Consider the following 21,448-nt stretch of genomic DNA (forward strand, 5'->3'; position numbering starts at 1 on the left):
AAAAAGTGCTAAAATAGAAAAATGAAAACAATTGGTTAGGGTGATTTCATTGACGAAAATTAAATTAGGTTTATTATATGGTGGAAAATCAGCTGAGCATCAAGTTTCGCTACAGACGGCTCTTGCTGCTATTAAAGCGTTAAATCAAGATAAATTCGAGATTCATCCAATTTATATTACAGAACAAGGTCAATGGGTACGTGGTGAGCGTATTGAAGGCGAAGTAACAGATGTTGAAGCTTTAAAAATGAGTGGTGCAGAAAATGCGATTTCTCCGTTATCATTAAGTACAGAAATTATCCCATCTGCAGCTTCTGAGGAGAACGCTATTGACGTTATTTTCCCATTACTACATGGACCAAACGGTGAAGATGGAACGGTTCAAGGACTATTAGAATTAATGAATATCCCTTATGTAGGAAATGGTGTTCTAGCATCATCTGCTGGTATGGATAAAGTTGTTATGAAAAACATCTTTGCAGAGGCTGGTTTAAAACAAGCAAAATATGCATCCTTCATTCGTAGTGCATGGGAAAAAAATCGTGAGGAAGCTTATTCTAAAGTAGAAGATAAGTTAGGATATCCTTGCTTCGTAAAACCAGCAAACCTTGGTTCAAGTGTTGGTATTAATAAGTGTAAAAATCGTGAAGAACTTGAGGATGCATTTGTAGAGGCATTCCAATTTGATCGCAAAATTATTGTAGAAGAAAATATTGTAGGTCGTGAAGTAGAAGTTGGGGTACTAGGTAATGATGAGCCGAAATGTTCAGTTGTAGGTGAAATCGTCCCGAAAAAGGACTTCTATGATTATAAGTCGAAATATATCGATGGTGATACGGCGCTAATTATTCCAGCTGAAATGACAGAAGAAGAATCTAATGTAATTAAGCGTGATGCGATTATTGCATTCCAATCATTAGACGGTGCAGGTTTAACGCGAGCTGATTTCTTCTTAACGAAAGATGGAGAAGTGTATATTAACGAAGTAAACACAATGCCAGGATTTACACCGTTCAGTATGTTCCCTCTATTATGGCAACATACTGGGTTACCGTATCCAGAATTAATCGAAGAGCTAATTCGTTTAGCGATTGAACGTCACGAAGAAAAACAAAAAATTAAATATACAATCTAACAAAAAAGGAGGAAGCACTATTCATAGGAATAGTGCTTCCTCTATGTAAGGAGCGTTTCTATATGATAAAGCGAATGTTAAAGCAAGTGGAACAGATGGTAAATGGTACTGGATTAGCAGAGCAATATGAGGGAATTACTATTCAAGGCGTGTCTATTGATACAAGAAAAATTAAAAAAGGAAACTTGTATGTTCCGATTCAAGGGGAGCGCTTTGATGGACATGGTTTTGTAGATAAAGCTGTTGAAAATGGAGCTGTGGCTACATTATGGATGAAAGATGTAGCGAATCCACCTGAGAATCTTCCGGTTATTTTTGTGGAAGACACGCTATCGGCATTGCAAATGTTAGCGAAAAACTATCGTGATCAATTGGATGTTAAAGTTGTAGGTGTAACGGGTAGTAACGGTAAAACATCTACGAAAGATATTGTAACAAGTCTTCTTGCGACTAAGTTCAAAGTGCAAAAAACAGAAGGGAACTTCAATAACCATATCGGATTACCTCTTACCATTTTAAACTTAGAAGAAAATACAGAAGTAGCAGTATTAGAGATGGGTATGTCAAGCCGAGGCGAAATTGAATTCTTATCTAAGTTAGCTCGTCCTAATGCAGCTATCATTACGAATATCGGTGAGGCACATTTAATGGATTTAGGATCTCGTGAGGCAATTGCTGAAGCGAAATTAGAAATTGTTACAGGGTTACAAGAAGGTGGCGTGTTCGTATATAACGGAGATGAGCCTTTATTAACGAATCGTGTTCCTGAAATGAATTTAGCGGCAGAAACGGTTACGTTTGGTGATGCAAGAGCAAACGATTATTATCCAACGACTGTAACATTACAAGCAACTGGGACACATTTCAAAATGAATAGAGATGAAAATATTTCATTCTACTTACCTGTGTTAGGAAAACATAATGTGTATAATACACTTGCTTCAATGGCAATTGCGAAACATTTTGGTGTAACGTGGGAAGAGATGAAAGAAGGTTTAGTAACACTTCAAATGACGGGCATGCGTATGGAAATTGTGAAAACAAATAGTGGTTTAACAATTATCAACGATGCTTATAATGCAAGTCCGACGGCTATGGAAGCAGCATTCCATTTAATGAATGGTTTAGATGGTTTTGCTAAAAAAATCGTTGTGCTCGGTGATATGTTAGAACTTGGAGATCAAGAAGTACAGTTCCATTATGAGGTAGGAAAATTAATCGATCCAGCAAAAATCTCGTATGTATTCACATACGGTAGATTAGGGGCTCAAATTGCTGAAGGAGCGAAAATTAATTTCCCTAATGAACGTGTAAAGGCGTATGATAATAAAGAAGAGTTAGTAAAAGATTTACAAGCAGTAGTCGATGTGAAAGATGTTGTATTAATAAAAGCATCTCGCGGTATGAAATTAGAAGAAGTAATTACGATGTTGAAATAATTGGTGTATATAAATAGGGATGATAGTTACGAAAATAGAAGAAACTTATAATAAGCGCTTACAGTAAATATAAAAAAATAAAAGTGAAGAAAAAAACTCTGAATATGAAAATAAGGTAACAGTTGGGTTTGCTTTTTACACATACAAAACTTATAATTGATAAAGTGTAATAACGTTTAGAAGTATTTTCGTGAAGAATATACGCCCGTTTATATACGTGAGCATTCAGGAAAAGGGCTTTTCCGCAAATTCGGAAAACGCCTTTTTTTAAATGATAAGTATAGGATAGAAAAGGAGAAGTAACATTGACAACATTTCGAGAATTAGGATTAAGTGATTCTTTACTGCAATCTGTTGAAAGTATGGGCTTTGAAGAGGCTACACCAATTCAAGCTGAAACAATTCCACATGCATTGCAAGGTAAAGATATTATTGGGCAAGCGCAAACAGGTACAGGGAAAACAGCAGCATTCGGATTACCACTATTAGATAAAGTGGATACACATAAAGAATCGGTTCAAGGTATTGTTATCGCGCCAACGCGTGAATTAGCAATTCAAGTTGGAGAAGAATTATACAAAATTGGTAAGCATAAACGTGTTCGTATTTTACCAATTTATGGTGGTCAAGATATTAACCGCCAAATTCGTGCTCTAAAAAAACACCCACACATTATTGTTGGTACGCCGGGTCGTATTTTAGATCATATTAACCGTAAAACACTTCGTCTGCAAAACGTAGAGACAGTTGTTCTTGACGAAGCGGATGAAATGTTAAACATGGGCTTCATTGAAGACATTGAAGCAATTTTAACAGATGTGCCAGAAACACATCAAACATTACTATTCTCAGCGACAATGCCGGATCCAATCCGCCGTATTGCTGAGCGTTTCATGACTGAGCCTCAACACATTAAAGTAAAAGCAAAAGAAGTAACAATGCCAAACATTCAGCAGTTCTATTTAGAAGTGCAAGAAAAGAAAAAGTTTGACGTGTTAACACGCTTATTAGATATTCAATCTCCAGAGCTTGCAATCGTATTCGGTCGTACAAAGCGCCGTGTTGATGAATTATCAGAAGCATTAAACTTACGTGGTTATGCTGCAGAAGGTATTCACGGTGATTTAACTCAGGCGAAACGTATGTCTGTATTACGTAAATTTAAAGAAGGTTCTATTGAAGTTCTTGTTGCAACAGACGTTGCTGCACGTGGTCTTGATATTTCAGGCGTAACGCACGTATATAACTTCGATATTCCACAAGATCCAGAATCATACGTTCACCGTATCGGTCGTACTGGTCGTGCAGGTAAAAAAGGTATTGCAATGCTATTTGTAACACCACGTGAATCAGGACAATTAAAAAATATCGAGCGTACAACAAAACGTAAAATGGACCGCATGGATGCACCGACACTTGACGAGGCATTAGAAGGTCAACAACGTTTAATCGCTGAAAAGCTTCAAAGCACAATTGAAAATGAAAACTTAGCATACTACAAGCGTATTGCAGAAGAAATGTTAGAAGAAAATGACTCTGTAACAGTAGTAGCTGCTGCTTTAAAAATGATGACTAAAGAGCCGGATACAACTCCGATCGCTTTAACATCAGAACCACCTGTTGTTTCAAGAGGCGGCGGTTCTAAAAAACGCGGCGGTAACGGAGGCGGATACCGTGATGGTAACCGTAATCGTAGTCGTGATGCACGCGGCGGTGGCGATGGACGTAATCGTGACCGTAACCGTGATGGACGTAATCGTGACGGAAACCGTGATCGCAATCGTGATGGTAACCGCGATCGTAATCGTGATGGTGGTAGTCGTGGTCGTAGAGGTGAAGGCCAAGGTCGCCCTGGTTCTTCAAATGGACGCGGCGAAAGAAAACATCATAGCCGTCCACAAGCTTAATAAAAAAAAGAGAATGCCCTTTGCGGGCATTCTCTTTTTTTATTTCTATAATTGTGCATACTACATAATAGTTATGATAGAAAAGGGGCTGTTATATGCTTGTAAGGCTTGGTTACGTTGCGATGAGTGTACATTTGAAGAATGCATCTCCATCTCAAACGATGACGTATGCACAGTTTCAGAAATTAGATGATCGTGCTGCTGCAATTCGTAAACTTGAAAGAATTGCTAATTCCAATTTAGAAAATTGTTTACGTTTATTAAAGCATAATAAAGGGCATGACATATCTTTCTTTCGGCTCAGTTCAAAGCTCATTCCTTTAGCGAATCATGAGGAATTGATAGAGTGGAACTATATTCGTCCTTTAAAAGAAAATTTAAAAAAACTAGGTGAATATGCAGTTCATATGAATATGAGAATTGATTTCCATCCAGATCATTTTGTTGTACTAAATTCACCTGAGGAGAGTGTTTTTAAACAATCTGTAAAAACATTGCAGATGCACAAAAAATTATTAAAAGGTATGGGGATTGAACATAAGCAACGATGTGTACTGCATGTTGGAGGAGGATATAAAGATAAAGAACTTGCATTAGAGCGCTTTATAGAGAATTGGTCGAATGTCCCAAGGGGTATTCAAGAAATGATTATATTAGAAAATGATGATACAACCTTTACGTTAGAGGAAACATTATATTTAGGAGAAAAATTAGATATTCCCGTCGTATTTGACTTGCATCACCATATGATGAATAATGAGCAAGAAGATTGGTATGAAGATTGGGCACGTGTCGTTCATACGTGGGAAACGTCTTTGTTGCCGGTTAAAATGCATATCTCTAGCCCTAGAGAGGGAAAAGATCCAAGAGCTCATGCAGATTATATTAATGTAGAGGCATTTTTATCTTTTTTAAGAAGGATAAAGGGAAGTGTTCCGCAAATTGATTGTATGATTGAGGCGAAGATGAAGGATGAGTCTTTATTTCAATTAATGAGAGATTTAAGTGAACAAGTAGATGTAGAAATTATCGATGGTGCAAGCTTTTATATTAAATAAGCTTTGCACCATCGTTTTTTTTTGTTAAAAAAGGGGTTAAAATGCCACCGGTTATTAAACCTGTTAAATGACTGATCGGATTGGCAGAAGGATTAAAGAAAGTAAATAGAAGTAATAGAAGTATCATAATTGAGAAAATAGCAATTTCTTTTGGTTTTGAAGAGCGGTATCGATTGTACAATAAAAATAACTGTGCACCTAATAGTCCGAAAATACCACCTGATGCACCTGCGTGAATATATTCAAGTGGCATAATAATATAAGAAGAAATATTTCCTGAAATTCCAGAGAGAAAAAATAGAATAAAAAAAGAAAAGTGTCCGAGTTGCTTTTCGATAGAAGAACCAAGAGCAAACAAAAAAATAATATTAGAAAGAAAATGTTGTAAGTCTACGTGTACAAGAAGAGAAGTTATGACACGCCACCATTCTCCTTTAGCGATATATTCATTAGAGGCTGCCAGTGGGAAGAGAAAAAAGTCGCCTAATATCATCATGACTAGATGAATAAGAAGTAAGGTAAGAATAGTCGGTTGTAAAGAAATATGGGTGGATCTTATTAGCATACGGTTACTTTCACCCCTTTTGCATCAGAAAGATTCTCTGTTATTCTTATCAATATGAAAGAAGAAAGTTAAATAGAAGAAGGGGATTTCGAAATGATTATAGGGATTGGTATCGATATTATTGAATTAAATCGTATTGAAAAAATGCTAGATGGAAAGCTTAAATTTATGGAACGTATTTTAACGGAAAATGAACGTAATGTTGCTATGGAGCTGAAAGGAAGTCGCCTTACAGAGTTTGTAGCTGGAAGGTTTGCAGCGAAAGAGGCGTATTCAAAAGCTGTAGGTACTGGTATCGGAAAAGAAGTGAGTTTTTTAGATATTGAAGTGAAAAATGATGAAAGAGGTAAGCCAATTCTGATTACAAGTACAGAGTATATTGTTCATTTATCAATTAGTCATAGTAAGGAATTTGCTGTTGCTCAAGTTGTTTTAGAAAGCTCGTCACGCTAGTCTGCATATTTTATATCTTTGTCTCATATATTTGAGGTAGCGATAAGGAAGGTACATCTTCCATTCATTTATAGGGGCAAAGGGGCTGAATTGATGAAAAGGCGTCTGTTTTTAGTTCTTGTCGGTTTGTTGACCGTTTTTGTGTTGGCGGGTTGTATGGAAAAGAAGCAAGATGATGTCGTGAGAGATTTAGAATCAAAAGTAAAAGGGATGAAAAGTTATCAAGCTGAGGCAAAATTATCTATTAAAACAGGCAATGAGCCTCAAGAGTATAACGTAGAGATTTGGCATAAGGAACCGTCTTTTTATCGTGTGAATTTAAAAAATGCAAAAAAAGATCAAAGCCAAATTATTTTGAGAAATGAAGAAGGTGTATTTGTATTAACGCCAGCACTTAATAAGAGCTTCCGTTTTCAAAGTGATTGGCCGCAAAATAGTAGCCAGGCTTATTTATATGAATCACTTGTAAGAGATATTTTGCAGGACAAGAAAAACCTTACTTTTGAGAAAACAGATAAGTATTATATTTTTAAAACAAAAACAAATTATCAACATCAAAATATGTTGCCTAGACAAGAGATTACATTGAATAAGAGCGATTTGACTCCAGTTTCAGTGAAGTTAATGGATAATGATCAAAATGTTCTTGTGAAAGTAGATTTCTCTAAAGTGAAATTTGATGCGAAATTTGATAAAGGTGCATTTGATACGAAACAAAATATGTCTAGAGCGCAGGTAGATGTTCAAACTACAGCGAAAGAAGACAAACCGTTTGCTATTTTGTATCCACTTGATACACCACAAGGTATGACTCTGCAAGATGAAAAAGAGTTGAAGACAGACAGTGGCAAGCGTGCGATACTCACATACACTGGAAATAAGAAATCCTTTACTTTAATACAAGAAAAGGCAAAAGTTGCAGAGGCTTCATCAGCGGTAAGTGTAAGTGGAGAACCAGTTGATCTTGGGTTTACGATTGGTGCATTGACGAAAGACTCTGTAACGTGGTCGCATAACGGAGTAGAATATATGCTCGTGTCTAAAGGTTTAGAGCCGAAGGAGCTGTTAATGGTTGCTCGTTCAGTTACAGCGAAGCAGGTGAAGTAAACTTCTTAGACGTGGTGATATATGTGCACCACGTCTTTTCTTAGTTTGAAGGTGGATTTCATAAAAGAAGCATATAAAAGAATAAGCTTCGCATATCGTGTATAAGGAAGTGTATTTATGGAAGAAGCACCATTTTACCGTGACACTTGGGTGGAAGTGGATTTAGATGCCATTTATAACAACGTTACACATATTAAAGAGTTCATCCCAAGTAATGTAGAGATTTTTGCTGTAGTTAAAGCAAACGCATATGGGCACGATTATGTACCGGTGGCTAAAACGGCATTAGAAGCAGGTGCAACAAGGTTAGCTGTTGCTTTTTTAGATGAAGCTTTAGTGCTTCGGAGGGCTGGTATTACTGAGCCGATTTTAGTGTTAGGTCCCTCGCCGCCACGTGATGTAAATGTAGCTGCTGAAAATGATGTAGCGCTAACTGTTTTTCAAAAAGAATGGGTGGACGAAGCAATTGAACTTTGGGATGGTTCATCTGTAATGAAATTCCATATTAACTTTGATAGTGGTATGGGGAGAATTGGAATACGTGAAAGAAAAGAGCTAAAAGAATTTTTAAAGAGTTTAGAGGGTGCACCGTTTTTAGAGTTAGAAGGAGTATACACGCATTTTGCAACGTCAGATGAAGTTGAGACTTCGTATTTTGATAAGCAATATAACACGTTCTTAGAGCAGTTAAGTTGGTTGAAAGAATTCGGAGTGGATCCTAAGCTTGTTCATACAGCTAATAGTGCTGCGACGTTACGTTTTCAAGGGATTACATTTAATGCAGTGCGAATTGGGATTGCAATGTATGGATTATCTCCTTCTGTAGAAATACGTCCTTTTTTACCATTTGAATTAGAACCGGCGCTATCACTTCATACGAAAGTCGCTCATATTAAACAGGTAATTAAAGGTGATGGAATTAGTTATAACGTCACCTACCGAACGAAAACTGAAGAATGGATTGCGACTGTAGCGATTGGCTATGCAGATGGGTGGCTTAGAAGGTTACAAGGATTTGAAGTGCTTATAAATGGTAAAAGGGTACCGATTGTAGGGAGAGTAACAATGGATCAGTTCATGATTCATCTTCCTTGTGAAGTGCCACTTGGTACGAAAGTTACGCTTATTGGAAGGCAAGGAGATGAGTATATTAGCGCTACAGAGGTTGCGGAATACTCAGGGACTATTAATTATGAAATTATTGCAACGATTAGTTTCCGTGTGCCAAGAATATTTATACGGAATGGTAAGGTTGTAGAGATAATTAATTACTTGAACAATATATAGAAGGTAGTATGATTGCTTCTTGTCATTGGAGTGACTGTTCATTGCTGGATAATAAGCTCTTTTTGATGAGAAGCTTTTTACTTATAATCATTTTTTATATAAGTTGCACGTAAGTTTTGAAGAGGAGTTCTATTGTTTTTAGTTAGTTATGAGATAAAAAATTTAAGAAGATGAATGTTTTGTTTGTGAATTGGAAAACATAAGCAAGGAATAAGGAAGTCTTTGCAACAGGCTCCATACAATGGTATTATTACAATAGGTGTCATATATATATTTGGGTGTGTAGTTGACGGTGGAGGTGTATTTTTGTGTCCGAATCAAGTGTAACTACTGAAATCGTGGTTCGGTTGCCAAAGCAAATGGTAACGGAATTGGACGGAATTGGAAAACAAGAGAATAAGAATCGCCATGAACTAATTTGCCAGGCAACACAATTGTTATTGCGTCAACATAAGACGAAGAAACGCTACCAACATGAATCAATGCGACGTGGGTACATTGAAATGGGAAAAATTAATCTTGGTATTGCATCTGAAGCTTTCTTAGCAGAGTATGAAGCAGCTCATACAGTAGAACGCTTAGTTAGCGGGGGGTAATATTTTGATTGTAAAACGCGGCGACGTGTATTTTGCAGACCTTTCCCCAGTTGTTGGTTCTGAGCAAGGAGGCGTTCGTCCGGTTCTTGTCATTCAAAATGACATCGGAAATCGTTTTAGTCCAACGGTGATTGTAGCGGCTATTACTGCACAGATTCAAAAAGCGAAATTACCCACTCATGTGGAAATTGATGCGAAAAAGTATGGTTTTGAGAGAGATTCTGTTATTTTACTTGAGCAGATTCGAACAATCGATAAGCAACGCTTAACGGACAAAATCACTCATTTGGATGAAGTGATGATGAGTCGTGTAGATGAAGCGTTACAAATTAGTTTAGGACTAATAGATTTTTAAATCGGCAGTTTAAGTTGCTCTCTTTGAAGGGCAACTTTTTTTATTATAGAGGAGGTTACGGTTGTATATGGAAATGGTAGATAATCGACAAGCGTTAATGAAAATGTTAGTGAAAGAATTAGGCTTTACCGAAAAGCAAGTTCGTCATGTTATTCAATTAACAGAAGAAGGTAACACAGTTCCATTTATTGCTCGTTACCGAAAAGAATGGACAGGCTCTTTAGATGAGGTGCAAATTCGTACGATTTTAGAGAGATGGCAATATATGATGCAACTTGAAGATAGGAAGGAAGAAGTTCTTCGTCTTATTGATGAGAAGGGGAAACTGACAGAAGAGCTACGACAGCAAATTGTTAAAGCTACAAAGTTGCAAGAAGTAGAAGATCTATATCGTCCATATAAAGAGAAAAGAAGAACGAAAGCGACAATTGCTAAAGAAAAAGGATTAGAACCATTAGCTGAATGGTTATTGTTATATAAGAAAGAAGATCCGGCTAAAAAGGCAGTGGAATTTATTAATGTAGAGAAAGAAGTGCAATCTGCAGAAGAAGCTTTACAAGGTGCACAAGACATTATTGCAGAAATGGTTTCAGATGAAGCTGCGTATCGTAGTTGGATTCGAAATGTTACTTTTAGAAAAGGTGTTATGTCTTCGTCCGTGAAAGATGAAGAAAAAGATGAAAAGAATATATATGAAATGTATTACAGTTATGAAGAACCATTGCAAAAAGTAGTACCACATCGTGTATTAGCAATGAATCGTGGCGAGAAAGAAGATATATTGAGAGTTGCTGTTGTTCCGCCAGTAGATGAGATAGTAACTTTCTTAAATAAGAAAGTAATTCGTGATAACGATTCGAAAAGTGCACATTATGTACAATTAGCGATTGAAGATGGTTATAAACGATTAATTCAATCTTCAATCGAAAGAGAAATTCGTAAAGAATTAACAGAAACAGCTGAAGAGCAAGCGATACATATTTTCTCTGAGAATTTACGTAACTTATTATTACAACCTCCGATGAAAGGGAAAGTCGTGCTAGCGGTAGATCCGGCATATAGAACTGGTTGTAAATTGTCTGTAGTAGATGATACGGGGAAAGTACTACATATCGATGTTATTTATCCGCATCCACCTGTTCGTAAATATGATGATGCAAAAACGAAAGTTCTTTCTATTATAGATAAATATCAAGTTGAAATGATTGCAATTGGTAATGGGACAGCATCTAGAGAAACAGAAGAGTTTATAGTAGATGTATTACAAAGTGTGAACCGAGATGTCTTTTATATTATTGTAAATGAAGCGGGTGCGAGTGTGTATTCGGCTTCTGATTTAGCCCGTGAGGAATTCCCAAATTTACAAGTTGAAGAGAGAAGTGCCGTTTCTATTGGAAGACGTCTGCAAGATCCACTTGCTGAACTTGTGAAAATTGATCCTAAATCAGTTGGGGTTGGACAATACCAACATGATGTATCTCAAAAGAGACTGAATGAGTCATTAACATTTGTAGTAGAAACAGCTGTTAACCAAGTTGGGGTTAATGTAAATACGGCTTCGGTTGCATTGTTACAATATGTTTCAGGTTTATCGAAAACTGTTGCGAAAAATATTGTGGCAAAGAGAGAAGAAGATGGGAAATTCACGAAGCGCACGGAATTAAAGAAAATCCCGCGTTTAGGTGCAAAGACGTATGAACAATGTATAGGTTTCTTACGTATACTAGAAGGAGCGAATCCATTAGATCGAACAGGTATTCATCCAGAGCAATATAAAAATGTTGAATTGTTATTGAAGAGTCTAGGGTTATCGATAGATGACGTAGGACAACCGCAATTACAAAAGAGATTGGAAGAAGTAGAGATTTCTAAGTTATCTCAAGAAACAGGAGTTGGGGAGCCGACGTTAGTTGATATTATAGATGCGCTTATTAGTCCAGAAAGAGATATGAGGGATGAGTTGCCTAAACCACTTCTGAAAAAAGGGATTTTGAAATTAGAAGATTTAAAACGTGGTATGGAACTAGAAGGAACAGTTCGTAACGTTGTTGATTTTGGTGCTTTTGTTGATGTTGGCGTAAAGCAAGATGGTTTAGTACATATTTCTAAACTTAGCAAACAGTTTGTAAAGCATCCGTTAGATGTTGTATCAGTAGGGCAAATTGTAAAAGTATGGGTAGATGATATTGATACAAAAAAAGGACGCGTTGCACTATCTATGTTGCCGATTGAATAGTAAGAGAAGAGAGCAGATGAAACTGCTCTTTTTTTATGGAATAAAAAGTGTAATGGATTATGAGCTTTGATGTATTTTGCTATAATAAAACCAGCATTCATTTAATAATTTAATTTGATACCGGTTTTTTTCGAAATATGCACGTTGCATTTGTTTTTTTAGCCACGTAGGCATAGGAATCCCTCCTTGTTTAATCCTGCTCTCAAAAATCTAAAATGCTATTGATGAGAGGTTGGTGAGTGGATTTCTATTCATGTTTTGTTTTTAGAAACCACGCTTCTTACATGAGGATGGGTATATGTACTATTTAATATATGTATAAGAAGGGAGAAAAGTGTAAAAATATTTTTTTGTTTAGGAGGAATGAGAGTGGATGAGCAAGAAATTCAGCGACTAGTGGAAGAAGTGTCACTACAATACTTTGAGATGCCGTTCTTACATAAAGCAGTGTTTAATAATAGATTACGTACAACTGGTGGGCGTTATTTGTTGAAGAGTCATAATATCGAACTGAATTATCGATATTACGAAGTGTATGGTGAAGAAGAGTTAGTCGGGATTATTAAACATGAGCTTTGTCATTATCACTTACATATTGCAGGAAGAGGGTATAAGCACAGGGATAGAGATTTTCGTGAGTTGTTAAAGAAAGTTGATGCACCACGTTTTTGTAAACGAATGATTAATGAAGAGAAGGAAAAAAAGGTTTACAAGTATGAATGTATGGAGTGTTCAATTCAATATGTAAGAAGACGTCAAATAAATACAAAAAGATATGTCTGTGGAAAGTGTAAAGGGAAACTCAAACCGATATCGAAAACATCTTGACAGTAAAAACGCAATCCAGTATATTATAAACATGTCACGTTTGAACAAGATGTTGTTAAAAACTTCTTGACTTACAGAGAGAATTTTTATAAGATACAAATTGTCTTCATTATTCCGCAGTAGCTCAGTGGTAGAGCTATCGGCTGTTAACCGATCGGTCGTAGGTTCGAGTCCTACCTGCGGAGCCATACAGAGAAGTACCCAAGTGGCTCAAGGGGCTCCCCTGCTAAGGGAGTAGATCGCTAACGCGGTGCGAGGGTTCGAATCCCTTCTTCTCTGCCATACATATTGGCCCGTTGGTCAAGTGGTTAAGACACCGCCCTTTCACGGCGGTAACACGGGTTCGAATCCCGTACGGGTCACCACTTCGGAGGATTAGCTCAGCTGGGAGAGCACCTGCCTTACAAGCAGGGGGTCGGCGGTTCGATCCCGTCATCCTCCACCATATAATTTTATATGAATAGTATTGTCGCGGGGTGGAGCAGCACGGTAGCTCGTCGGGCTCATAACCCGAAGGTCGCAGGTTCAAATCCTGTCCCCGCAACCAAATGGTCCCGTGGTGTGTAGTGGTTAACATGCCTGCCTGTCACGCAGGAGATCGCCGGTTCGACCCCGGTCGGGACCGCCATTTTAACTTCTGCTATATAGCAGTTGTTTTTTATTGGACATTATGGTACAATAACATTTGTCTTTGAAAAGAAGAAAATTATTTCGATGGGCTATAGCCAAGCGGTAAGGCAACGGACTTTGACTCCGTCATGCGCTGGTTCGAATCCAGCTAGCCCAGCCATTTACGAGCCATTAGCTCAGTTGGTAGAGCATCTGACTTTTAATCAGAGGGTCGAAGGTTCGAGTCCTTCATGGCTCACTTTTGTTTTTTCCGCGCGGTCGTGGCGGAACGGCAGACGCGCTAGGTTGAGGGCCTAGTGGGGGAAACCCCGTGGAGGTTCAAGTCCTCTCGGCCGCATCAAAAAAATCTTAAAAAGTACTTGCATTTGAAAATGTAGTATGATAAGATAATTGAGTCGCCAAATTACAACGACGAAAAAAACATCATGAATAAGCGCCCGTAGCTCAATTGGATAGAGCGTTTGACTACGGATCAAGAGGTTAGGGGTTCGACTCCTCTCGGGCGCGCCAATTACGGGAAGTGGCTCAGCTTGGTAGAGCACCTGGTTTGGGACCAGGGGGTCGCAGGTTCAAATCCTGTCTTCCCGACCACGCGGGTGTAGTTTAGTGGTAAAACAAGAGCCTTCCAAGCTCTGGTCGAGAGTTCGATTCTCTTCACCCGCTTTTAGTTCTTTGAAAACTGAACGAAACAAACAACGTGAAACGTCAATTTTTATTTTAGATGCTAGACAAACTAACTTTATTGGAGAGTTTGATCCTGGCTCAGATGAACGCTGGCGGCGTGCCTAATACATGCAAGTCGAGCGAATGGATTAAGAGCTTGCTCTTATGAAGTTAGCGGCGGACGGGTGAGTAACACGTGGGTAACCTGCCCATAAGACTGGGATAACTCCGGGAAACCGGGGCTAATACCGGATAATATTTTGAACTGCATGGTTCGAAATTGAAAGGCGGCTTCGGCTGTCACTTATGGATGGACCTGCGTCGCATTAGCTAGTTGGTGAGGTAACGGCTCACCAAGGCAACGATGCGTAGCCGACCTGAGAGGGTGATCGGCCACACTGGGACTGAGACACGGCCCAGACTCCTACGGGAGGCAGCAGTAGGGAATCTTCCGCAATGGACGAAAGTCTGACGGAGCAACGCCGCGTGAGTGATGAAGGCTTTCGGGTCGTAAAACTCTGTTGTTAGGAAGAACAAGTGCTAGTTGAATAAGCTGGCACCTTGACGGTACCTAACCAGAAAGCCACGGCTAACTACGTGCCAGCAGCCGCGGTAATACGTAGGTGGCAAGCGTTATCCGGAATTGGGCGTAAAGCGCGCGCAGGTGGTTTCTTAAGTCTGATGTGAAAGCCCACGGCTCAACCGTGGAGGGTCATTGGAAACTGGGAGACTTGAGTGCAGAAGAGGAAAGTGGAATTCCATGTGTAGCGGTGAAATGCGTAGAGATATGGAGGAACACCAGTGGCGAAGGCGACTTTCTGGTCTGTAACTGACACTGAGGCGCGAAAGCGTGGGGAGCAAACAGGATTAGATACCCTGGTAGTCCACGCCGTAAACGATGAGTGCTAAGTGTTAGAGGGTTTCCGCCCTTTAGTGCTGAAGTTAACGCATTAAGCACTCCGCCTGGGGAGTACGGCCGCAAGGCTGAAACTCAAAGGAATTGACGGGGGCCCGCACAAGCGGTGGAGCATGTGGTTTAATTCGAAGCAACGCGAAGAACCTTACCAGGTCTTGACATCCTCTGAAAACCCTAGAGATAGGGCTTCTCCTTCGGGAGCAGAGTGACAGGTGGTGCATGGTTGTCGTCAGCTCGTGTCGTGAGATGTTGGGTTAAGTCCCGCAACGAGCGCAACCCTTGATCTTAGTTGCCATCATTAAGTTGGGCACTCTAAGGTGACTGCCGGTGACAAACCGGAGGAAGGTGGGATGACGTCAAATCATCATGCCCCTTATGACCTGGGCTACACACGTGCTACAATGGACGGTACAAAGAGCTGCAAGACCGCGAGGTGGAGCTAATCTCATAAAACCGTTCTCAGTTCGGATTGTAGGCTGCAACTCGCCTACATGAAGCTGGAATCGCTAGTAATCGATCAGCATGCCGCGGTGAATACGTTCCCGGGCCTTGTACACACCGCCCGTCACACCACGAGAGTTTGTAACACCCGAAGTCGGTGGGGTAACCTTTTTGGAGCCAGCCGCCTAAGGTGGGACAGATGATTGGGGTGAAGTCGTAACAAGGTAGCCGTATCGGAAGGTGCGGCTGGATCACCTCCTTTCTATGGAGAATTGATGAACGCTGTTCATCAATAAAGTTTCCGTGTTTCGTTTTGTTCAGTTTTGAGAGAACTATCTCTCATATATAAATGTATGTTCTTTGAAAACTAGATAACAGTGTAGCATATTTTTTAATTTTTAGTTTGGTTAAGTTAGAAAGGGCGCACGGTGGATGCCTTGACACTAGGAGTCGATGAAGGACGGGACTAACGCCGATATGCTTCGGGGAGCTGTAAGTAAGCTTTGATCCGAAGATTTCCGAATGGGGAAACCACCATACGTAATGGTATGGTATCCTTACCTGAATACATAGGGTAAGGAAGACAGACCCAGGGAACTGAAACATCTAAGTACCTGGAGGAAGAGAAAGCAAATGCGATTTCCTGAGTAGCGGCGAGCGAAACGGAACATAGCCCAAACCAAGAGGCTTGCCTCTTGGGTTGTAGGACATTCTATACGGAGTTACAAAGGAACGAGGTAGACGAAGCGACCTGGAAAGGTCCGTCGTAGAGGGTAACAACCCCGTAGTCGAAACTTCGTTCTCTCTTGAATGTATCCTGAGTACGGCGGAACACGTGAAATTCCGTCGGAATCTGGGAGGACCATCTCCAAGGCTAAATACTCCCTAGTGATCGATAGTGAACCAGTACCGTGAGGGAAAGGTGAAAAGCACCCCGGAAGGGGAGTGAAAGAGATCCTGAAACCGTGTGCCTACAAATAGTCAGAGCCCGTTAACGGGTGATGGCGTGCCTTTTGTAGAATGAACCGGCGAGTTACGATCCCGTGCGAGGTTAAGCTGAAGAGGCGGAGCCGCAGCGAAAGCGAGTCTGAATAGGGCGTTTAGTACGTGGTCGTAGACCCGAAACCAGGTGATCTACCCATGTCCAGGGTGAAGTTCAGGTAACACTGAATGGAGGCCCGAACCCACGCACGTTGAAAAGTGCGGGGATGAGGTGTGGGTAGGGAGAAATTCCAATCGAACCTGGAGATAGCTGGTTCTCCCCGAAAAGCTTTAGGGCTAGCCTTAAGTGTAAGAGTCTTGGAGGTAGAGCACTGATTGGACTAGGGGTCCTCATCGGATTACCGAATTCAGTCAAACTCCGAATGCCAATGACTTATCCTTAGGAGTCAGACTGCGAGTGATAAGATCCGTAGTCAAAAGGGAAACAGCCCAGACCGCCAGCTAAGGTCCCAAAGTGTGTATTAAGTGGAAAAGGATGTGGAGTTGCTTAGACAACTAGGATGTTGGCTTAGAAGCAGCCACCATTTAAAGAGTGCGTAATAGCTCACTAGTCGAGTGACTCTGCGCCGAAAATGTACCGGGGCTAAATACACCACCGAAGCTGCGGATTGATACCGAATGGTATCAGTGGTAGGGGAGCGTTCTAAGGACAGTGAAGTCAGACCGGAAGGACTGGTGGAGTGCTTAGAAGTGAGAATGCCGGTATGAGTAGCGAAAGACGGGTGAGAATCCCGTCACCGAATGCCTAAGGTTTCCTGAGGAAGGCTCGTCCGCTCAGGGTTAGTCAGGACCTAAGCCGAGGCCGACAGGCGTAGGCGATGGACAACAGGTTGATATTCCTGTACCACCTCTTTATCGTTTGAGCAATGGAGGGACGCAGAAGGATAGAAGAAGCGTGCGATTGGTTGTGCACGTCCAAGCAGTTAGGCTGATAAGTAGGCAAATCCGCTTATCATAAAGGCTGAGCTGTGATGGGAAGCTCCTTATGGAGCGAAGTCTTTGATTCCCCGCTGCAGAAAAGCTTCTAGCGAGATAAAAGGTGCCTGTACCGCAAACCGACACAGGTAGGCGAGGAGAGAATCCTAAGGTGTGCGAGAGAACTCTGGTTAAGGAACTCGGCAAAATGACCCCGTAACTTCGGGAGAAGGGGTGCTTTCTTAACGGAAAGCCGCAGTGAATAGGCCCAAGCGACTGTTTAGCAAAAAACACAGCTCTCTGCGAAGCCGTAAGGCGAAGTATAGGGGTGACACCTGCCCGGTGCTGGAAGGTTAAGGAGAGGGTTAGCGTAAGCGAAGCTCTGAACTGAAGCCCCAGTAAACGGCGGCCGTAACTATAACGGTCCTAAGGTAGCGAAATTCCTTGTCGGGTAAGTTCCGACCCGCACGAAAGGTGTAACGATTTGGGCACTGTCTCAACCAGAGACTCGGTGAAATTATAGTACCTGTGAAGATGCAGGTTACCCGCGACAGGACGGAAAGACCCCGTGGAGCTTTACTGTAGCCTGATATTGAATTTTGGTACAGTTTGTACAGGATAGGCGGGAGCCATTGAAACCGGAGCGCTAGCTTCGGTGGAGGCGCTGTGGGATACCGCCCTGACTGTATTGAAATTCTAACCTACGGGTCTTATCGACCCGGAGACAGTGTCAGGTGGGCAGTTTGACTGGGGCGGTCGCCTCCTAAAGTGTAACGGAGGCGCCCAAAGGTTCCCTCAGAATGGTTGGAAATCATTCGTAGAGTGCAAAGGCATAAGGGAGCTTGACTGCGAGACCTACAAGTCGAGCAGGGACGAAAGTCGGGCTTAGTGATCCGGTGGTTCCGCATGGAAGGGCCATCGCTCAACGGATAAAAGCTACCCCGGGGATAACAGGCTTATCTCCCCCAAGAGTCCACATCGACGGGGAGGTTTGGCACCTCGATGTCGGCTCATCGCATCCTGGGGCTGTAGTCGGTCCCAAGGGTTGGGCTGTTCGCCCATTAAAGCGGTACGCGAGCTGGGTTCAGAACGTCGTGAGACAGTTCGGTCCCTATCCGTCGTGGGCGTAGGAAATTTGAGAGGAGCTGTCCTTAGTACGAGAGGACCGGGATGGACGCACCGCTGGTGTACCAGTTGTTCTGCCAAGGGCATAGCTGGGTAGCTATGTGCGGAAGGGATAAGTGCTGAAAGCATCTAAGCATGAAGCCCCCTCAAGATGAGATTTCCCATAGCGTAAGCTAGTAAGATCCCTGAAAGATGATCAGGTTGATAGGTTCGAGGTGGAAGCATGGTGACATGTGGAGCTGACGAATACTAATAGATCGAGGACTTAACCATATAATATGTAGCAATGTTATCTAGTTTTGAAGGAATATGCCTTCAATAGTTTGGTGATGATGGCAGAGAGGTCACACCCGTTCCCATACCGAACACGGAAGTTAAGCTCTCTAGCGCCGATGGTAGTTGGGACCTTGTCCCTGTGAGAGTAGGACGTCGCCAAGCAATCTTAAGACGAGTCAGAATGACTCGTCTTTTTTGTGTTTCTAACTTCTTATCAATTTCAAATGTAATTTAAATTCTTGAATACTCCGTATGCCTCTATGGTTTTTTGGTATATCTATATAATTTTTCATTCAATTTCTTTCATGATTTTTGATATGCTATTTAAGATTTTCTGTTTTATTTCTTAAAGATAGGATTCATCAGTGTGTTAAAATAGTACAGTTGTTTTTAATGTACTTTAATATAAGAAGATTTAAGTTAGAAAAGGAGATAATATGAAAAAGATAAGTATAATTACTATAGTAGTCTTAGTCCTGCTAGTAATCGTGTATATGTTAGTTGGAAATTATTTTTATAACTATGCATTAAATGCGAAACAAGAAAAGGAATTTTTGCAAGATAATCCTCATTTAGTAGAAACGGTAAGTGCATCGGGAGATGTATTGGCTGCAAATGAAGAAAAGAATGCAAACTTCGTATCGAAGTATAAACCTAACACATTAACTATACATTCTTTCGATAAATTAAATTTAAAAGGTTATGAATATATGAATGAACCATCTAGTCATAAATGGGCAATTGTAGTTCATGGATACAATGGTAGAGCATCAGAAATGACGAAATATATTCGTAATTTCTATGAACAAGGCTATAATGTCATAGCACCAGACCTTCGTGGGCACGGAAATAGTGAAGGGGATTATGTTGGTATGGGCTGGCATGATCGTAAAGATGTGTTAATTTGGATTCAACAAATCTTAAAGAAAGACCCTAATGCTGAAATAGCTCTATTTGGTGTTTCGATGGGCGGGGCAACTGTAATGATGACTTCAGGAGAAGATTTACCTTCTAATGTTAAAGTTATTATTGAAGATTGTGGATACTCAACTGTTATTGATGAATTTACTTATCAACTAAAAGATTTATTCCACTTACCGAAGTTTCCTGTTATGAATGCGGCAAATACGGTTACTAAATTAAGAGCTGGCTACGATTTAGAAGAAGCTTCAGCTGTAAAACAAGTAGCGAAAAGTAAAACACCTATGTTATTCATTCATGGGGATGCTGATACATTCGTTCCTTTTGAAATGTTAGATGAAGTATATAATGCTGCAAAAGTAGAAAAAAAGAAATTAATTGTTTCAGGTGCTGGACATGGAGAAGCGGAGAAAGTAGATTCGAATAAATATTGGAATACTGTATGGAAGTTCGTAGGGAAGTATATTCCGGCATAATTAAATTTGTTGCACTTATATAGACGATAATCGGAGGGATAATAATTAATCCTTTTGATTATCGTTTTTTTGTTAATTAGGTAGTCTGCTATAAGTGTGTTTTTGTATGTACTATATGAAGGAGATAGAGCAAAAACTTTTGAATTCCTTAATCTCAGTGCTACAATGATTGAAAACTAAATGTTAATGAGGTGTTTCTATGAAAATTGAAGTATGGTCGGATTTTGTATGCCCATTTTGCTATATTGGGAAACGTAGATTAGAGATGGCTTTAGAGCAATTTCCGCATAAGAAGGATGTTGAAGTTGAGTTTAAAAGTTTTGAATTAGACCAAAATGCTCCAATCTATTCTGGAACAAGTATTAATGAAGTACTTGCATCAAAGTATGGAATTAGTATTGAAGAAGCTAAGCGTAATAACGTACAGCTAGGAAATCATGCAGCTAGTATGGGTTTAAGTTTTAATTTTGATGAGATGAAGCTGACGAACACGTTTGATGCGCATCGTCTTGCGAAGTTTGCAAAGGATCAAGGAAAAGAAAAAGAGATTACGGAAAATCTACTTTTCGCATACTTCACTGAATCGAGAAATTTAAGTGATGTGGATACACTTGCTACTATCGCTGAAGTTTCAGGTTTAGATAAGCAAGAGGCTTTAAATGTTATTAATGATAAAAATGCGTATGCAAATGATGTTAGAATTGATGAAGCGATTGCTCAGCAATATCAAATTTCGGGAGTACCTTATTTTATTATTAATCAAAAGTATGCTATTTCAGGTGCACAACCACTTGAAACTTTTGTTGGTGCACTTCAGCAAGTGTGGGAAGAAGAGAATCCTGCACCTAAGTTACAAGAACTTTCTTCAGAGGGTGGAAGCGATCTTTCTTGTACTGATGGAAGTTGTTCGGTGCCGTCGAAAGAGCAATAGTTTTTATAGTAGAGTAGTACCCCATAGATAGTTCTGTGGGGTGCTTGTATATAACTATAGAAGAAATACATAAGTGAAATCTATAAAATATAAAGTTTTTTAAAAAACGTATTGACGATTATACTTTAGAGGTGTAATATAGAACAAGTCGCCGATGACAATAACGTCGCAAGCGACAAACTAAAC

The 21,448-nt window shown here is 40.2% G+C and carries 15 protein-coding genes, 12 tRNA genes and 3 rRNA genes; 28 read left to right on the top strand and 2 right to left on the bottom strand.

Annotation, left to right across the window (positions count from 1 at the left end; all coding sequences use genetic code 11):
• Nucleotides 1–49: 49 nt before the first annotated feature.
• The 4 genes from AXW78_RS01260 (at nucleotide 50) to uvsE (ending at nucleotide 5,539) form a co-directional block, all read left to right on the top strand.
• Nucleotides 50–1,135 (top strand): D-alanine--D-alanine ligase, encoded by a 1,086-nt coding sequence (locus AXW78_RS01260; protein WP_000161427.1) that lies wholly within the window; start codon nucleotides 50–52, stop codon nucleotides 1,133–1,135.
• Nucleotides 1,136–1,197: 62 nt separating this feature from the next.
• Nucleotides 1,198–2,574: a UDP-N-acetylmuramoyl-tripeptide--D-alanyl-D-alanine ligase gene (murF, locus tag AXW78_RS01265; protein WP_000595966.1), complete on the top strand. Its 1,377-nt coding sequence runs from the start codon at nucleotides 1,198–1,200 to the stop codon at nucleotides 2,572–2,574.
• A 305-nt stretch (nucleotides 2,575–2,879) separates the two neighbouring features.
• A complete protein-coding gene (locus tag AXW78_RS01270) occupies nucleotides 2,880–4,481 on the top strand; it encodes a degradosome RNA helicase CshA (RefSeq protein ID WP_000206585.1) in 1,602 nt (533 codons plus the stop codon).
• Between the two features lie 95 nt (nucleotides 4,482–4,576).
• A complete protein-coding gene (gene uvsE / locus AXW78_RS01275) occupies nucleotides 4,577–5,539 on the top strand; it encodes a UV DNA damage repair endonuclease UvsE (RefSeq protein ID WP_000961160.1) in 963 nt (320 codons plus the stop codon).
• Here the strand turns inward: uvsE and AXW78_RS01280 are convergent.
• Nucleotides 5,532–6,104, bottom strand: a complete 573-nt coding sequence (locus AXW78_RS01280) for a rhomboid family intramembrane serine protease (RefSeq protein WP_000908521.1) — start codon at nucleotides 6,102–6,104, stop codon at nucleotides 5,532–5,534. The two genes, uvsE and AXW78_RS01280, sit on opposite strands and share 8 nt — an antisense overlap.
• 93 nt (nucleotides 6,105–6,197) lie before the next feature.
• Here AXW78_RS01280 and acpS point away from each other — a divergent pair, with 93 nt between their 5' ends.
• From acpS to AXW78_RS01310, 6 genes are all read left to right on the top strand, one after another.
• Nucleotides 6,198–6,557 (top strand): holo-ACP synthase, encoded by a 360-nt coding sequence (acpS, locus tag AXW78_RS01285; RefSeq protein WP_000583417.1) that lies wholly within the window; start codon nucleotides 6,198–6,200, stop codon nucleotides 6,555–6,557.
• A gap of 156 nt (nucleotides 6,558–6,713) precedes the next feature.
• A complete protein-coding gene (locus AXW78_RS01290; RefSeq protein WP_002004297.1) occupies nucleotides 6,714–7,664 on the top strand; it encodes a LolA family protein in 951 nt (316 codons plus the stop codon).
• Between the two features lie 117 nt (nucleotides 7,665–7,781).
• The gene (alr, locus tag AXW78_RS01295; RefSeq protein WP_000390613.1) at nucleotides 7,782–8,951 is read left to right on the top strand and encodes an alanine racemase; all 1,170 of its coding nucleotides are present in this window, start codon (nucleotides 7,782–7,784) and stop codon (nucleotides 8,949–8,951) included.
• A 308-nt stretch (nucleotides 8,952–9,259) separates the two neighbouring features.
• A complete protein-coding gene (locus AXW78_RS01300) occupies nucleotides 9,260–9,547 on the top strand; it encodes an antitoxin EndoAI (RefSeq protein WP_000004570.1) in 288 nt (95 codons plus the stop codon).
• A 4-nt stretch (nucleotides 9,548–9,551) separates the two neighbouring features.
• Nucleotides 9,552–9,902, top strand: a complete 351-nt coding sequence (gene ndoA / locus AXW78_RS01305; RefSeq protein WP_000635965.1) for a type II toxin-antitoxin system endoribonuclease NdoA — start codon at nucleotides 9,552–9,554, stop codon at nucleotides 9,900–9,902.
• 67 nt (nucleotides 9,903–9,969) lie between these two features.
• Nucleotides 9,970–12,138, top strand: a complete 2,169-nt coding sequence (locus AXW78_RS01310) for a Tex family protein (RefSeq protein WP_000426236.1) — start codon at nucleotides 9,970–9,972, stop codon at nucleotides 12,136–12,138.
• 57 nt (nucleotides 12,139–12,195) lie between these two features.
• On the opposite strand, the gene cmpA is transcribed toward AXW78_RS01310, so the two are convergent.
• Nucleotides 12,196–12,312 (bottom strand): cortex morphogenetic protein CmpA, encoded by a 117-nt coding sequence (cmpA, locus tag AXW78_RS31445; protein ID WP_001143642.1) that lies wholly within the window; start codon nucleotides 12,310–12,312, stop codon nucleotides 12,196–12,198.
• A gap of 195 nt (nucleotides 12,313–12,507) precedes the next feature.
• Between cmpA and AXW78_RS01315 the strand changes: the two genes are divergently transcribed.
• The 18 genes from AXW78_RS01315 to AXW78_RS01400 all read left to right on the top strand — a co-directional run bounded on the left by AXW78_RS01315 (nucleotide 12,508) and on the right by AXW78_RS01400 (nucleotide 21,262).
• A complete protein-coding gene (locus tag AXW78_RS01315; protein ID WP_061883709.1) occupies nucleotides 12,508–12,966 on the top strand; it encodes a SprT family protein in 459 nt (152 codons plus the stop codon).
• A 113-nt stretch (nucleotides 12,967–13,079) separates the two neighbouring features.
• Nucleotides 13,080–13,154, top strand: a tRNA-Asn gene (locus tag AXW78_RS01320).
• A gap of 3 nt (nucleotides 13,155–13,157) precedes the next feature.
• Nucleotides 13,158–13,248: transfer RNA gene (locus tag AXW78_RS01325), tRNA-Ser, on the top strand.
• A gap of 8 nt (nucleotides 13,249–13,256) precedes the next feature.
• A tRNA-Glu gene (locus AXW78_RS01330) sits at nucleotides 13,257–13,331 on the top strand.
• 4 nt (nucleotides 13,332–13,335) lie between these two features.
• A tRNA-Val gene (locus AXW78_RS01335) sits at nucleotides 13,336–13,411 on the top strand.
• A 25-nt stretch (nucleotides 13,412–13,436) separates the two neighbouring features.
• Nucleotides 13,437–13,513, top strand: a tRNA-Met gene (locus tag AXW78_RS01340).
• 3 nt (nucleotides 13,514–13,516) lie between these two features.
• Nucleotides 13,517–13,594: transfer RNA gene (locus tag AXW78_RS01345), tRNA-Asp, on the top strand.
• Nucleotides 13,595–13,681: 87 nt separating this feature from the next.
• Nucleotides 13,682–13,756, top strand: a tRNA-Gln gene (locus AXW78_RS01350).
• 5 nt (nucleotides 13,757–13,761) lie between these two features.
• A tRNA-Lys gene (locus AXW78_RS01355) sits at nucleotides 13,762–13,834 on the top strand.
• 16 nt (nucleotides 13,835–13,850) lie between these two features.
• Nucleotides 13,851–13,933, top strand: a tRNA-Leu gene (locus tag AXW78_RS01360).
• A 96-nt stretch (nucleotides 13,934–14,029) separates the two neighbouring features.
• A tRNA-Arg gene (locus AXW78_RS01365) sits at nucleotides 14,030–14,106 on the top strand.
• 4 nt (nucleotides 14,107–14,110) lie between these two features.
• A tRNA-Pro gene (locus AXW78_RS01370) sits at nucleotides 14,111–14,187 on the top strand.
• Nucleotide 14,188: 1 nt separating this feature from the next.
• A tRNA-Gly gene (locus tag AXW78_RS01375) sits at nucleotides 14,189–14,259 on the top strand.
• Nucleotides 14,260–14,335: 76 nt separating this feature from the next.
• A 16S ribosomal RNA gene (locus tag AXW78_RS01380) occupies nucleotides 14,336–15,878 on the top strand.
• A gap of 143 nt (nucleotides 15,879–16,021) precedes the next feature.
• A 23S ribosomal RNA gene (locus AXW78_RS01385) occupies nucleotides 16,022–18,931 on the top strand.
• 49 nt (nucleotides 18,932–18,980) lie between these two features.
• Nucleotides 18,981–19,096 (top strand): 5S ribosomal RNA (gene rrf, locus AXW78_RS01390).
• The 16S, 23S and 5S rRNA genes sit together here with 12 tRNA genes alongside, the layout of an rRNA operon.
• A 275-nt stretch (nucleotides 19,097–19,371) precedes the next feature.
• The gene (locus AXW78_RS01395; RefSeq protein WP_061883710.1) at nucleotides 19,372–20,331 is read left to right on the top strand and encodes an alpha/beta hydrolase; all 960 of its coding nucleotides are present in this window, start codon (nucleotides 19,372–19,374) and stop codon (nucleotides 20,329–20,331) included.
• Between the two features lie 199 nt (nucleotides 20,332–20,530).
• The gene (locus AXW78_RS01400; RefSeq protein ID WP_061883711.1) at nucleotides 20,531–21,262 is read left to right on the top strand and encodes a DsbA family oxidoreductase; all 732 of its coding nucleotides are present in this window, start codon (nucleotides 20,531–20,533) and stop codon (nucleotides 21,260–21,262) included.
• Nucleotides 21,263–21,448: the final 186 nt, after the last annotated feature.

Source organism: Bacillus thuringiensis, from assembly GCF_001595725.1.
GTDB classification, from domain to species: domain Bacteria; phylum Bacillota; class Bacilli; order Bacillales; family Bacillaceae_G; genus Bacillus_A; species Bacillus_A thuringiensis_K.

Bases quoted from the DNA above. Each gene is read 5' to 3' on its own strand.
- murF (WP_000595966.1), top strand. From the start codon at position 1,198: ATGATAAAGCGAATGTTAAAGCAAGTGGAACAGATGGTAAATGGTACT.
- uvsE (WP_000961160.1), top strand. From the start codon at position 4,577: ATGCTTGTAAGGCTTGGTTACGTTGCGATGAGTGTACATTTGAAGAAT.
- AXW78_RS01280 (WP_000908521.1), bottom strand. From the start codon at position 6,104: ATGCTAATAAGATCCACCCATATTTCTTTACAACCGACTATTCTTACC.
- acpS (WP_000583417.1), top strand. From the start codon at position 6,198: ATGATTATAGGGATTGGTATCGATATTATTGAATTAAATCGTATTGAA.
- AXW78_RS01290 (WP_002004297.1), top strand. From the start codon at position 6,714: ATGGAAAAGAAGCAAGATGATGTCGTGAGAGATTTAGAATCAAAAGTA.
- alr (WP_000390613.1), top strand. From the start codon at position 7,782: ATGGAAGAAGCACCATTTTACCGTGACACTTGGGTGGAAGTGGATTTA.
- AXW78_RS01310 (WP_000426236.1), top strand. From the start codon at position 9,970: ATGGAAATGGTAGATAATCGACAAGCGTTAATGAAAATGTTAGTGAAA.
- cmpA (WP_001143642.1), bottom strand. From the start codon at position 12,312: ATGCCTACGTGGCTAAAAAAACAAATGCAACGTGCATATTTCGAAAAA.
- AXW78_RS01395 (WP_061883710.1), top strand. From the start codon at position 19,372: ATGAAAAAGATAAGTATAATTACTATAGTAGTCTTAGTCCTGCTAGTA.
- AXW78_RS01400 (WP_061883711.1), top strand. From the start codon at position 20,531: ATGAAAATTGAAGTATGGTCGGATTTTGTATGCCCATTTTGCTATATT.